A 14223-nucleotide genomic window follows, 5' to 3' on the forward strand; every position below is an offset into this window, starting at 1 on the left:
TCAGGTTCCTACTCTTCCCAACAGTTTCTGGATTGCCTTGTTACATAAAATCATTATTAAAAACAACATAGTGGCAATCGCCGATGCATACCCCATCTCAAATCTTGAAAAACCATAGTCAAACAAGTGTGTTACCACTGTCCGGGCTGCATAATCGGTACTTGGATAACCACATAATGCCATCGTAACATCACAGACACCAAATGCCTGTGTGATGGACATGACAGCGCCAAACATCAGCATAGGTTTCATATTAGGAAGTGTAATATACCATAGCTCCTGCCATCGGTTCTTTACTCCATCCATATATCCAGCTTCAAACTGAGAACGATCTACCCCTTGCAGACCAGCTACAAATGACAGGAATCCTGTTCCAAGGCTCATCCATAAAATTACGATCATGCACACCGGAAGCATGTAATCCGGATTTGTCAGCCATAAAATCGGAGCATCAATAATTCCCAGATTCATCAGAAATGCATTTACATAACCATACGCATCACCACGGAAGAAAATAGAAAAAATTACATACACGTTTCCTGCAATTGATGGTGCATAGAAAATAATGACTGCAATTGTTCGAATCCATCTTGGCAGTTCATTAATAAGCCATGCAAACAAAAAGGATGCAATATAGCCAAGCGGCCCGGTAATCACAGCAATCAAAAAGGTATTTTTGATTGCTGTAAGGAAAATATCATCCTGCAGTATTAAGTTAATATAGTTCTGTAAGCCGATAAATTTAGGCGGTTCCAGAATATTGTAATATGTAAAACTTAAACAGATAGATGAACAAACCGGTAAAATATAAAAAACTGCAAATAAAATCGCATACGGTGCCAGAAACAGGTAACTCGACTTGTTCTGTTTCATTTTTTTCCAGGTAATCTTCATCTCATGTCGGCGCAGTATAAAATATTTTTTCAAATATTCCTTCATTCTAATCCCCCTTAATCAACCGGCAGTCCGAACTCTGTCCGCTTTTTAATCAGTTCTTCATCAATCGTAATTGCATAGTCTAAAACAGTCTCTCTTGGGTCTTCTTTTTCATTAATCACTTTTCGAACCGCATTAATGATATGACGTCCGGTATAATAACCACCTGCAACTTCTCTGAAACCTACTGTTGACTTCCACTGTTCTTCCAGAATTTCCACATCATCTGCACTCCATGCCAGCTGGCTGAATGCCTCTGTATTTGCTGTTGCATATCTTGCTGAAGATCCAAGCAGCGCCTCCAATTCACGTCCAAAACGAACCTGCGTATCTGTTTTTGCCCACCATTTCATAAACTCCCAGGAAAGCTGCTTCTTTTCCTCATCTTCAGAACGAATCATCATGCTACACGTTCCTGTAGAATATACAGAGCGATCCATTGTTTCGTTTCCGGAATCATCTGTCCTTACCGTCCCAGGAATCAGTGTAAAATCCCACAATCCCCGGATTTCCGGTGCTGATACAACCAATGTATTATATGTACTGTATGCAGCGATTCCAATCGGCATCTGTCCGGAACGGAATCGGCTGACAAAGTCATACTCTGTTGGCATTCCATAATCTGTAAAAAAGCTTGTATATTGTGCAAATGCATTCACACCCGCTTCATTATCAATAATTGTCTGCTTTGCATCCTCGTCATATACATCTGTACCGTTCTGATATAGTAATGTATAATATAACGACAAATCCGGAAGCGTTGTACTTGTCGGTGACGGAATTCCGATTTCCATGTTATTTCCCTGAATAGTAGGAAGTAGATTTATTACCTCATCCCAAGTCTGTGGAACCTCTATCTCCAGCTCTTCCAGAATATCTTTTCGATAAAACATTACATTATAAGTCTGAGTTTCTGGAATTGCATAAAGTCCTCCATCATATTCGTACGCGCGATATGCACTTTCATAAAAAACCTTCAAAACGTCTTCATAATCTTCAAATTGTGTCAAATCTTCTGCTGCATTTCTAAGTGCATAATTTACCGGTTGGTCTGCACCAACAGACAATACAACATCCGGCCCTTGTCCTGCCACAACTGCATTTAGCAATGCACTGGCATCAACAATTTCCACGTTTACCTTTATTCCCGTTTCAGGGGTAAAAGTATCATCTACCATAGTTTTTAGAATGGTTCCCTGATCCCGTCCAGTTACAATCCATACCCGTACGACCTCATTGTCATCCTCGTCGTATACATCTCCTACCGCATCGTAATCCACGACAAACGAAGCTGCAAAGGATTTGATTTCATGCCATGCCTTTGCCCAGCCACTCGCCCGGTCTTCAGGAACTTCACTTCCTTTACTGCTCACAACAATATAGTCAATGTCGAGTTTTGTTTCACTCATATTTAAAATTGCTGTTCCCAAAGATGTAATATTTTCTTTAAAAGTTGTAAATTCCACCGTAATCTTATCCGGTCTTTCCACAAAACGTTCCAACTGTTGTGCAAGTGTTTGTGCTACCGCAATCTTCTCTGCTTTCTGCCCGGTATAAGCAACCACATCATCAATAATCTTATAAAGCCGTTTAGACTCCAGATCCATTGCTTCAATTACTTCCGGATATACCTGGTCCAGATTATAATCACGATAATCATCCGGATCAGCTCCTGTATATACCAGAATTTTTCGATAAATCTGGTTCAGACGATAAGTTGAATCCTCCAATTCTTCCAAAATTGTCCCCATATCGCCCAATGTTGCTTCCAATCGAATTTTATGTTTTCCCTTTTCCAGATAAAAATCATATGGTGTTCCTTCCTCATCTGACAGAGTCATTAAATTCCAGTCATTATCATAATCAAATGAAATAACCGAAACCTCTTCAAATGGGATTTCTCCGTCAATATAAAGGCTTCTGCTGGACACACTGCCCCTTGCATAATTTTGTCTACCTTTTATTGTCAGATTATAATATCCGTCTTCCGGAACCTCGACTTCCCATTCAATCCATTGTCCTGCCGAGTTCCATGCCTCTCCGCCTGTATAATTAAGTACGGTAGTTGTCACACTATTTGGCACAGTCGTTGGAGAAGACCTGTCATATTTCGCATAAAGGGATGGTTCAGAACGTAAGGTTGCATCTTCTCCCTGAATTGTCTGAATAAAGTTTTCAGGTTGTTCTCCTTCTTTTGTATTCTTCTGGCAATACGTTTCATAAGTATCCTGCTCTTCCACCGGCGTAAGTTCCAATTTGCTGATTATCATTGGCTCATTTACAGCTTCCAATGTAATGGTATTTTCACCTTTTTCGAAATAAAATTGATACGGTTCTGTTTCATATCCCATATCATCTCTGCAATATGCCGACTGCCATTCATAAGTCTCCACCTGAGTCGGTCTGATTTCATTTCCCTGGTTATCTGTTTTGACTTCGCCACCATCTGTCCAGAATCTTCCAAACATCAAATTCGCAGCATCTTCAAAAGGCTCTTCACCATTTATATATAGGCTTCTTTCTATTGCTACTCCTCTGGATTCCACTGTCATATACTCAAGATATATTTGATAAAATCCTGCCTCCGGAACTTCAATTTTCCAGGTAACAGTAGATTCATCTTCTGTATAGAGAACATCTTTCTTTCCCGAATATTCTTTCTGGACTGTCACGCCCTTTCCCGTGTCATATTCGCAAACATCAACCGATACCCTGGCGTCCGGGAACATTGCACCTGCATGAATATCAAGATATTCCGAATAGGTTCCTTCTCTATTCAATCCTTCTACTTCTGCTGTCAGATCAACTCCTTCATATTTATCTGCATAATTGCTGTTTTCCGACGTCCTGCTCATAATAAAACATAAAACACAGATTATAAGAATCGCTCCAACTATCAGTAATATTTTCTTAACGTTTTTTTTCATAATGCCTCCATCAAACATCTACTGTTTCTAACATATGGAATGCAGAAACCTTACCCCCAATGTTTTTCTTAATCACTACATGATTATCATAATGTTTTCATTACACAAACGCTTATCACTTATTGCTCGTTGTTCTTCACATATTGCCCAATTTCTCCAGTAAAAATCTTTCTTTTTAAGCAATATTTACTTTTCTTTCTATATGTGCTACCTTTATTTATATGTTTTTATCTATATTTTTGCCTATTTTTCCATCTTTTTTCTCAAGGCTTTAGTAAATTAGCGCCTGCTCATTAACTAAAAAGCACAGATAAATAGTGGATTTTATATAGGGTTTGCGCTATAATAAATGCATATGTAAATTAGCATTCAGACAAAAAACTTTGCATTTTGGAGGCACAAAGCTCATGTATATTCCTGAAAAACGTAAAAATCGTCAAATTACACTGTTCGACTTCAACCAGTCATGTGGCATGGAGCTCGATCCTATTAATGAGTGGATCAAGCTGGCTCATGCCATTCCATGGAGCAAAATGGAAGCAAAATATGTGGCAATGTTCCCTTCCAAGACAGGTCGTCCGGCGACTCCGTTTAGAATGGCTCTTGGTGTATTGATCATTCAGAAGCGCAAGAAACTTTCTGACAGAGATGTCATAAAAGAGATTCAGGAAAACCCATATCTGCAGTACTTCCTTGGAATGGAGAAATTCAGTCATCAAGCACCAATAAAGCCTTCTGTCATTGTCAGTTTTCGCAAGCGTCTGACTGCTGACTACCTGATGGAAGTAAACGAGTACATCCTTGAAATCAGTGGCGTTACAAAAGAGCATGAACCCAAGAACGAAAGCAAAAATGCAAAGGCTGCCAATACACGCTCAGATGACATTGAAAATCTTGGGACAGCGATTCTTGATGCCACCTGCTCTCCATCCAACATAAGATATCCACAAGATTTTTCTCTTCTCAATGAAGCACGTGAGAAGCTTGAGGATATGATTGACTATTTTCACAAGAACTATCATCCATGGGATAAGCCCCGCACCTACCGCAGGATAGCCAGAAAAGAGTATCTTGCACTTGCAAAGTCCAAAAAGCGTACAGAAAAGAAAATACGTGCAACAATCAGGAAGCAGCTTGGCTATGTCAAGCGTGATTTAGAGTACCTGGAAGACTATATGGAAGCGGGCTATGCGCTGCCTTCAAAGCACATAGACTACTACCTTACCATCCAGAAGCTCTACGAACAGCAGAAATACATGTATGAGAATAAAACCCATAGTGTGGAGGATCGTATTGTCAGCATCAGCCAGCCCTATCTGCGTCCGATTGTCCGGGGAAAAGCCAAGTCACCAGTGGAATTTGGCGCAAAATATGATGTCAGCATAGATGAAAAAGGACATGCAAGACTGGAAAAGCTGTCCTTTGATGCATACAATGAGAATACCATTTTTGTAGATGCCATGAACCGTTATAAGGAGCGTACAGGGCATTATCCCAAACGTGTTCTGGTAGATCAGATCTATAGAACACGCGACAACCGTAATTTCTGCAAAGACCATAACATTACAATGTCTGGTCCGAAGCTTGGACGTCCTTCAAAGGATAAGAAAAGTACCAAAGAGGAATACCAGGATAACACTGACAGAATAGAAGTTGAAAGATTTTTCAGCACTGAAAAACGCTGCAATGGAGCAGGTCTTATCATGACAAAACTTGAGGAGACCACGCTGTCCTCTATTGCAATGTCAGTACTGGTAACGAATCTCTTTGCTGTAGATCTTACCGGTATTTTTTTGCTCTTTTTTTCAGACAACATATCAAGCGAAAAAACAGAGCATTATATCATTATAGATGATGTTGTTTAAGCTCATTGGAACATGCTTCAGTTAAAGTTGTCGTATGGAACCGAAAAAATAAGTTGCTTAATGAGCAGACACTAAATTAGTCCTAAAAAGAAGGCAATAAATGAGCAGTTAAAATCTTCACTTTTGAATAGAGGGGGTTGCCATGGCTGATAAACAAATAAAAGAAAACTATCTGGATTTTTACCTTCAAAACAGCGACTGGGAGGGACGCACCGTTGTAGATTCCTTTGAAACGATCTCTTTCCAGAAGGATTCGACAATCCGCATCTGGTATAATGAGCAAAACCAGAACTATGATACCCATTGGCATAACGCTATTGAGATTATCCTGCCCGTAGAAAACCACTATGATGTAGAGGCGTCCGGTCAAGCCTATCATATCCTGCCAAGTGAGATACTTATCATTCCATCCGGTGAAATGCATGCACTATATGCACCTGAATCTGGGAAACGCTTTATCTTCTTATTTGATGTATCAAGTATTGCCCAGATGAAGGGATATACCAGTATCCAATCACTGATGACAAGTTGCCTGCATATTACAAAGACTACTTATCCACAGATTTATAACGATGTTTACCAGTTGCTCGTCCAGATGAGAAATGAATATTTTAGTTCCAATGAATTTCGTGAACTTGCAATCTATTCCCATTTGATCAATCTGTTTGTCTCTATCGGCAGAAACCGAATTAATAATGTTGATTTATTTCCAAATACCAGGAGTCACAAGCAAAAAGAATATTTGCAAAAGTTTAATGAAGTTTTAGACTATATTGATTCTCACTATACAGAAGAATTGACCTTAGATAATATTGCTGATTTCAGCGGCTTTTCAAAATACCACTTTACCAGACTTTTCAAGCAATATACAGATTCTACTTTTTATGATTACTTAATTTACCGTAGAATAAAAGCTGCAGAAGAACTACTGGCAAACCCGGAGCTGTCTATTACTGAAATTGCGTTGCAGTCCGGATTCTCCAGTATTTCCACTTTTAACCGCATTTTTAAGCAAAAAAAGGGATGTACGCCAAGTGAATACCGTTCTTTGTATTCCATGAATCGTCATTTATAAAATTCTACATATTTTTCATAACTGCATGCCAAAAGCAGTATATGTCTTTCTATGATTCATCTGGGCAGCTATATTCACCGTCCCAGAAAACTGCTTCTCCACCAGTTTTGATTGTAGAATATAAAAACATTCCATAACGACACCCCATAAAATGATCCAGCTTAAAAAACAACTTCTGTTCTCCTGCCTTAATCCATCTCCGGTTTCTACGATAATAAAACTCTGCGACATCACGTCCCGCTGTAAAATCTCCCTTTACTTTAAATTCAGCGCAGTTTCCATCAAATGGGGCCCGGAACACTTCTGTTCCCGGCATATAGTCTACAGTAACGTCGCGTAAAGAAGTATCCTGCATTTTTCTACTGTGCATTACAATAAAATATCTTCCCATTTCCTTGGTAATTCCAATCCAGCCATAACACCCTTGTAATGCACATAATCCTGCAAAATCGCCATTGTGTATTTCGGATGCATCAATTCTTACCTTAAAGGAACTGGATGGGAACATCATTCGTTGTGTCAGCGTATTAACTGCCTGTATGACATTAACACAGATTTTGCCGGTCTTAATTGCCAGACCTCCATCTTCCGTTCTTCTCCACAGGCTCTGATCCGGCTCGTGGTTCCACTGCCATAACGGATGGATCTTTGCTTTTTCACTCTCCTTATCAAAAATATCCGATGTAAATAATGATTTATACTGATAATCCGGTCTTATGCTTGCCACCTCAATCTTCTTTGGCATCTTCCCATTATCTCCAAATACAGGCAGCTTTTTTCCTTCCGGACTGTCCGGATCCTGTTTCCATGTTACCGGTATTAGCACAGGCATCCGTCCCGCAGCCCCGTGATCCTGAAACATTACGGAATACCACTCTCCTTCTGGCGTCTCTACGATTCCTCCCTGTGCAATTCCTTTTGGAATCCCCTGATGTAGATACCCGTTATCATCTTCGAAAATATCACCACCAATAAATTCATTTGTCAGATGATCCGTATAAAAGCAGGCCTGGGTTCTTCTCCCCTTTCCACGCTTTGGCCAATGTATCAGAAACAGATAGTATCTGCCATTAATTTTATAAAAATGAGAGCCCTCATAACCAAGATAGACATCTCCTTTCTCTTCTATTATCACTCGATCCAATCCACCTTGTTTCGGTGCAGTAAGTTCCTCGTTGAGTTCCGTCAGATGAATCCGATCCATTCCCCATACAATATAAGTTCTTCCGTCATCATCAAACAAAAGAGAATTATGATGATACACACCTTCCACATAATGTTTTTCCCATGGTCCGGTTATCTCATCTGCGGAAAACAGATACGTTTTTCCAACATCATAGGCAGAAAAGCACACATAAAATTTATTCTTATGATATCTAAGGCTTGCTGCCCACATCCCTTTTCCATAGATGCTCTGCTCTCCCTGAAGGCGTTGTGCATCTGTACTTTCAAGTCTGTCAAAAACATAAGATGCAAATTCCCAATGTATGAGATCATATGATCGTAAAATAATTCCTCCCGGGAAAAAATGCATTGTCGTACAAATCATATAGTAAGTATCTTCCACCCTTATTACATCCGGATCAGGGAAATCTGCCTTTATAATAGGATTAATCTGTTCCATATAAACCTCCGCGTTTTCCTATTCCATTTTTATCCACAACTAATACTGTTTCAATTTTTTTATATTTTTCTACCAAATCCCTATCCTCTGTCAAATCCAACATAGGCACACCATCAATATCAAAATGCACTCTTCGAATTCCACTGCTTCGTGCGCCATCCACTCCCTGTCTCGCATGATAGGTGTTCCAAACGATACCATCTTCATCTGTTACATAGGCATTGTGTCCTGTTCCAAATTCTCCCTCTACACTCCGTGATGTTAGTATCGGATAATTTGTTTTTATCCAGTTTTCTCTTACTAGCAAGTCTTTCCCTTTTTCTATATGAAGAAGTCCAACAACATAAGAAGTATCTACAGCCGCACTGGAAAATGTCAGATATAAAGTATTCTCTGATTTCAATGCATATGGTCCTTCATCTACAAATGTATGGTTATTTGCCCATCCATACTCTGGTTTCGAAAGAATAACCGGATCACTTAATAATTTCCATGGTTCTTTTGGATTTAACTTTGCAATATACAGCCAGGCTCCTAAATCTTTCGGTAAAAATTGGCGCTGTGACCAGACTGCATAATATTCTCCCTGCCACTCAAAGCAGGTCATATCCAGTGTGATTTCTTTTCCGTCTTCACACAACTTACTTCCGTCTTTTTTTACAACTCGCCTTGGTCTAGACCAGTCTTCCTTATTTGTAGGATTTCCACCTTCTTTTAACTGCATCACATGACTTTCTTCACAATAAAATTCTCCCGTCGTAGCAGCATGAAAAATATAAAGTGTTCCATCTATCTCATGAAATTCCGGTGCCCATAAAAGCCCTCCGATTTCCGGATATGTTTCGCAGTCAAGAATCAGTTTTTCCTCTGCAGTAAGAAGTTCCGGTATAGTATCTGCTTCCCTGATATATAAAGTTCTGTTTCCGTCTGCATCATTTGTAGCTATGAAATAATATTTTCCATTCCATCTTCCAATACATGGATCCGCACGATTTTCTGCGATCGGGAACAGATAATTATCCTGATGTACCTTTCCTTGGATTCTGTACCTTCCTTCCTCACGAAAAATATCATCTGAAAATTCCCAATCTACTCTTTTCTGAACAAAGGTGCCATCACTATAACTTACCATTGCAAGAAACTGATTTAATTCTGACCTACTCGAAGCAATTACCTGTTTTGGAAACGACATCCCTGTATTCATCGGTGTCAAAAGTTTCTTTTCTAGCCTTTCTGCAAGATTTTCCGGTATTTCAATCATATTGTGGAACACAGCCCCTTCTATTTCTGCATTCTTCGGTAATATCACACTCTTCTGAAGTGTCTCTTCTGTCATCATTACCACCGAATCCAAATCTCTTTTCCGAATATCCGATGTCTGCCCCACACTACAAATTCCATCCCTGTTTTTCCATCTCACGATATAGCATTCTTCCTCAAACTCACAGATAACTTCTTCCACATACTGCTCCTCTAAGTGAAATAATCCTAACTCCTCATATTCTAGAAAGTCCTTCGTAAAAAACAATACCACGCATCCTCTGCTCTCCTCATCATCCTCACCATCTGCCTTGGTGCGGACTGCTACAACTCCATAACCTTCCTCTTTCAGTTGAAAAATAAAAGGATTTTTGATACTTTTCGGATTAAGAGAACCATCTTCATTTTCTGTGGCTTTCACAAATAACACACCTGAATTGTGGTTTAAAGCCTGAAACTTTTCTCCGTCATCACTGATTGCAAGATGCATACTATAAGCAAGTCTCGCATCATACAGTATTGAACTTACCGGCTTTCTTGTATAATTTAATAAATAAAACATCTCCTTTTCCCCCCACACTAAACTTATCTTATTTCATTTTTCTCTCAAAATCAGAGTTGATTTTCACATATCTTTCCATATTTACAGTATAAAAAAAACTGGTTTTCTTAACTACCCAGTTTTTGCTTACATTTTCTCATTTTTTGCTATTTGACTGCATATCTTGAGGGTGAAGAACCTGTATATTCCTTAAATACTCTCGAAAAATAGAATGAATCATTAAATCCGCAGGAAGCCGCCGTATTTTTAACTGAGGTACCCATGCGAAGAAGCAATTTTGCCTGTTCTATCCGGTAATTCAATAAATACTGTTTAGGCGAAATACCTGTTTTACTTTTAAAAAGACGGTAAAGTGTCACCCTACTGATATTCAACATCTCACACAGCCTCTGTATATGAAATTCTGATTTGTGGTAATGATTTTTTATCAACAATACTGCCATTTCCATCCTTTTCTCATCTTCATCGCTCCTTCCTACACATTCAACAGGAAATATATCAAGGTAAACCCCAAGTATTGAAAGCAAAACTCCACAAGCTTCATTTCTTTGCTGATGGTAAATATCCATTTCTAACAGTTTTAGAAAGAGCGGCAAAATCTTTTCTTCCTGTTTCAAAGAACAAACCGGGTTTTTTTCTTCAAATTGTGTATGTTCCACCCAGTTTTCAACCTGATTTCCCAAGAAATCCACCCACATATACTCCCAAGGATTTTCTTCCTCCGGGTAATATTCAATAAGTGTATACGGTCTTGTCAGAAAACTCTCACCGGCTTTCACATGATATTTTCTATGATTTACTATGAGATATCCTGCGCCTTTCATTACATAATGAATAATAAAGCAAGAACGGATTCCCGGTCCCCATGCATGCATATCCTTACAATTTTGTCTCCCCATTCCTACTAGTTTTATTGACTGTTCTGAAAATAATTCTTCTTTCATAGCTCTTCCTTTCTGAAACAAAAATCCATGGTTTTGTAACGCAAATAAATGGATTATGTACATTTTTTCCATATATAATTAATTTACAATACATATATTGGGAGGTCAATTAAAATGGTAAAATTAACACCGCCAATGGGATGGAACTCATGGAATACCTTTGGCGAACACATCAACGAAACAATGATTAAGGAAACAGCCGATAGTATGGTTGAAAATGGTTTACTCGAATGTGGATATGAATATCTTGTCATTGACGACTGCTGGTCTTTAAGAGAAAGAGATAAAAATGGTCGTCTTGTCGCTGATCCGGAAAAATTTCCACATGGAATGAAGGCTGTCGCTGAATATGTACATCAGAAAGGTCTGAAATTTGGTATGTATTCCTGCGCCGGAAATCTAACCTGTGCAGGATATCCGGGAAGTTTTGAACACGAATTTATTGACGCTGCTACATTCGCAGAATGGGGTGTAGACTTTTTAAAATATGATTACTGCTATCACAGCAATATTATTCCGGGAGAATACTTGTACCGTCGCATGGGTCTTGCACTTGAAAACTGTGGAAGAGATATTCTATTTTCTGCATGCTCCTGGGGTGCAGACGAAACACATAAATGGATTAAAACTTCTGCTTCCTCTATGTGGCGCTCTACCGGTGATATTTTTGATACATGGGAATCTATTAAAGATTTAGCAAAACAGCAGCCTGCACTCTTCCCGTATAATGGTGTCGGTTGCTTTAACGATATGGACATGCTCGTAGTCGGCATGTACGGAAAAGGAAATGTCGGTCTCCAGGGATGTAATGATACTCAGTACCGGACACATTTTTCTCTCTGGTCATTTTTCGGTTCCCCATTAATGATTGGTTGCGATATTCGTGATATGACACCTGAAACAAAAAAAATTCTGACAAACAAGGAGCTAATTGCAATTAATCAGGACCCTGCATACAGACAGCCTTACCGATTAAACGGAATCTGGCAAAATGACAATATGCTTACCTATGCAAAAAATCTTGCAAACGGCGATATTGCTATTGGTCTTTTTAATTTAAATGAAGAAAAAGCAATGGCACGTTTTAATCTCGATGAAGTTTCTCTCCCTGAAAGCACCGGAAAAACCTTATCCATGACGGATATATGGACAGGTAAATCAGCAAATACGGTAAACGCAAACGTAATGTGGGAATTAGAACCTTATGACTGTGCCGTCTTTCGTGCAAAGGTGGTTGATTTACCTTGAGTTGCTGTATGAATTGCAAAAAAGAATTAACGCATAACGAAATCGGAGCTTATAAAAAATTTGTGAATCGCGGAAGTACTTCTTATCTTTGTATTTCCTGTCTTTCAAATCGGCTTGACATTCCGGAAAATTTTATACTACAAAAAATCGAACATTTTAAAAGCCAGGGTTGCACACTTTTTGTGTAACCCCGGCTCTTTTTATGTCTCCTAAATCTGTTCGTAAAACATCCACCCGTACTCTGCATAATTATCGCTCTTTGTTCCATTTGACGAAGCATACATTCCGATGGTACATCCGACAAAGCCACCTGCTACCTCTGTACTCAAGAAATGAATATCCACGTTACAAGCTACCATCACCTGCTCTCCGCAGACCTGATAACAAAAATCTGCTTTCTGTCCGCAAGCAACAATCTTTAGAATCATATCACCCTTTGGCACTTTACAGCTGGCAATGACATCATCTTTTCCCCCAACGCAAGAAATAACACGAACACTTTCCTGCTCTCCTTCAAGGTACTTTTCAAAGCGGATATGATATTCATTACTCTGCATAACTGCTATTCCCGCACATTCCTGCTCGTTGCCTGGTGTAAATCTCATCTGTACACCGGCCTGATAATCCTGATGTCTTTGGCGTAATGCAACATATGCAGGAGAAGCCTGTTCCTTTAATGTTACATTTTTTAATGCAAGCTTTAATACTCCCTTATTCTGGTCTAGTTCGTACATATCTGAATCAGGATTTCGAAGTGTCAAAAATGCCATATCCAGTTTATCCTGGGCAAAACTATAGATTGGACTTTTTGGTATCATCTGCATCTTTGGAAGTGAAATTTCAACCGTATCCTCTAGTTTACCAACCCCCCGATTTATAATTGGCCATCCATCTTCCCATTCCACTTTTGCAAGAAATGTTTCTCTTCCCATATTGGTATAACCTTCACATGGTCTTGATGCGAGCATCACAACATACCAATTTCCATTACAATCTTCCACTAAATCGCCATGTCCGACATAGATAATCGGATAGTCTTTTCCAAGATGTCTGTGTGTAATAATTGGATTCTTTGGATTCCCTTCAAATTCCGCAAAAATATCCTTACTTCTTGCAACAGAAATACAATGATCCGGTCCGGTTCCACCCTCCGCTATCATCAGATAATAATATCCGTCTTTCTTATAAAGATGTGGTCCTTCCGGCCAAATAACATTCTTTAGTGCACCCTTCCAGATTTTATGGCTGTCACCAACAAGTTTCATGGTCTTAAGGTCTAACTCCTGCGTCCAAACCTCCCAATCTCCGTTATATCTAACACCTTCTGTATTTGGTCTGGTTCCTACATAATAGCAGGTACCGTCTGTATCAAAAAATAAGCTTGGATCAATTCCCGGTGCATTTTCAATATAATGTGGTTCTGACCATGGACCTGCAGGATTTTCTGCAGTCACCAGGAAGTTTCCCCCATAGGATACATTTGTTGTAATCATATAAAAGGTTCCTTCATGATATCGAATCGTTGGCGCAAATATTCCCTGGGAATGTTCACATCCTGCCAATGGCAATTGTGAAGGTCTGTCTAGAATATTTCCAATCTGTTCCCAATGTGCCAAATCTGTACTGTGAAAAATCGGCACCCCAGGAAAATATGCAAATGTTGAACTCACAAGATAAAAATCTTCTCCTACCGCACAAATAGACGGATCCGGATAAAAACCGCTTAAAATCGGATTTACTGCTGTTGTCATTCTTATTCTCCTATATTTCTAAATTTTCATT

The 14223-nt window shown here is 39.2% G+C and carries 9 protein-coding genes; 3 read left to right on the forward strand and 6 right to left on the reverse strand.

The genetic code is table 11. The features are described 5' to 3' along the window. Together RIL182_RS20060 and RIL182_RS20065 are read right to left on the reverse strand one after the other, a co-directional pair. On the reverse strand, positions 1-939 hold the full coding sequence (locus tag RIL182_RS20060; RefSeq protein WP_006855167.1) for a carbohydrate ABC transporter permease: 939 nt from the start codon (positions 937-939) through the stop codon (positions 1-3). Between the two features lie 11 nt (positions 940-950). Next, positions 951-3863, reverse strand: coding sequence for an extracellular solute-binding protein (locus RIL182_RS20065; RefSeq protein ID WP_134523464.1), 2913 nt, complete (start codon positions 3861-3863; stop codon positions 951-953). A 407-nt stretch (positions 3864-4270) separates the two neighbouring features. On the opposite strand from RIL182_RS20065, the gene RIL182_RS20070 reads away from it, so the two are divergent. Further along, positions 4271-5728 carry an IS5-like element ISRin1 family transposase gene (locus tag RIL182_RS20070; RefSeq protein ID WP_006856457.1) on the forward strand — a complete coding sequence of 486 codons (1458 nt, stop codon included), beginning with the start codon at positions 4271-4273 and terminating at the stop codon, positions 5726-5728. 142 nt (positions 5729-5870) lie between these two features. After that, positions 5871-6803 (forward strand): helix-turn-helix transcriptional regulator, encoded by a 933-nt coding sequence (locus RIL182_RS20075; protein WP_006856460.1) that lies wholly within the window; start codon positions 5871-5873, stop codon positions 6801-6803. A 49-nt stretch (positions 6804-6852) separates the two neighbouring features. On the opposite strand, the gene RIL182_RS20080 is transcribed toward RIL182_RS20075, so the two are convergent. The 3 genes from RIL182_RS20080 to RIL182_RS20090 form a co-directional block, all read right to left on the reverse strand. After that, positions 6853-8427 (reverse strand): glycoside hydrolase family 43 protein, encoded by a 1575-nt coding sequence (locus tag RIL182_RS20080; RefSeq protein ID WP_006856461.1) that lies wholly within the window; start codon positions 8425-8427, stop codon positions 6853-6855. Then, on the reverse strand, positions 8414-10249 hold the full coding sequence (locus RIL182_RS20085; RefSeq protein WP_044998810.1) for a family 43 glycosylhydrolase: 1836 nt from the start codon (positions 10247-10249) through the stop codon (positions 8414-8416). Before RIL182_RS20085 ends, RIL182_RS20080 begins: the two co-directional genes overlap by 14 nt. A 146-nt stretch (positions 10250-10395) precedes the next feature. After that, positions 10396-11193, reverse strand: a complete 798-nt coding sequence (locus RIL182_RS20090) for an AraC family transcriptional regulator (protein ID WP_167535099.1) — start codon at positions 11191-11193, stop codon at positions 10396-10398. A gap of 114 nt (positions 11194-11307) precedes the next feature. On the opposite strand from RIL182_RS20090, the gene RIL182_RS20095 reads away from it, so the two are divergent. Continuing rightward, on the forward strand, positions 11308-12441 hold the full coding sequence (locus tag RIL182_RS20095) for a glycoside hydrolase family 27 protein (RefSeq protein WP_006856464.1): 1134 nt from the start codon (positions 11308-11310) through the stop codon (positions 12439-12441). Between the two features lie 209 nt (positions 12442-12650). Here the strand turns inward: RIL182_RS20095 and RIL182_RS20100 are convergent, their stop codons facing one another. Beyond that, positions 12651-14192 (reverse strand): glycoside hydrolase family 43 protein, encoded by a 1542-nt coding sequence (locus tag RIL182_RS20100; protein ID WP_006856465.1) that lies wholly within the window; start codon positions 14190-14192, stop codon positions 12651-12653. Between the last annotated feature and the right edge of the window lie 31 nt (positions 14193-14223).

It is taken from the genome of Roseburia intestinalis L1-82, from assembly GCF_900537995.1.
GTDB classification, from domain to species: domain Bacteria; phylum Bacillota; class Clostridia; order Lachnospirales; family Lachnospiraceae; genus Roseburia; species Roseburia intestinalis.

What these genes read in the sequence shown, in the direction of transcription:
- RIL182_RS20100 (WP_006856465.1), bottom strand. Translation starts at nt 14,192, where the DNA reads ATGACAACAGCAGTAAATCCGATTTTAAGCGGTTTTTATCCGGATCCG.
- RIL182_RS20095 (WP_006856464.1), top strand. Translation starts at nt 11,308, where the DNA reads ATGGTAAAATTAACACCGCCAATGGGATGGAACTCATGGAATACCTTT.
- RIL182_RS20060 (WP_006855167.1), bottom strand. Translation starts at nt 939, where the DNA reads ATGAAGGAATATTTGAAAAAATATTTTATACTGCGCCGACATGAGATG.
- RIL182_RS20075 (WP_006856460.1), top strand. Translation starts at nt 5,871, where the DNA reads ATGGCTGATAAACAAATAAAAGAAAACTATCTGGATTTTTACCTTCAA.
- RIL182_RS20090 (WP_167535099.1), bottom strand. Translation starts at nt 11,193, where the DNA reads ATGAAAGAAGAATTATTTTCAGAACAGTCAATAAAACTAGTAGGAATG.
- RIL182_RS20085 (WP_044998810.1), bottom strand. Translation starts at nt 10,249, where the DNA reads ATGTTTTATTTATTAAATTATACAAGAAAGCCGGTAAGTTCAATACTG.
- RIL182_RS20065 (WP_134523464.1), bottom strand. Translation starts at nt 3,863, where the DNA reads ATGAAAAAAAACGTTAAGAAAATATTACTGATAGTTGGAGCGATTCTT.
- RIL182_RS20080 (WP_006856461.1), bottom strand. Translation starts at nt 8,427, where the DNA reads ATGGAACAGATTAATCCTATTATAAAGGCAGATTTCCCTGATCCGGAT.
- RIL182_RS20070 (WP_006856457.1), top strand. Translation starts at nt 4,271, where the DNA reads ATGTATATTCCTGAAAAACGTAAAAATCGTCAAATTACACTGTTCGAC.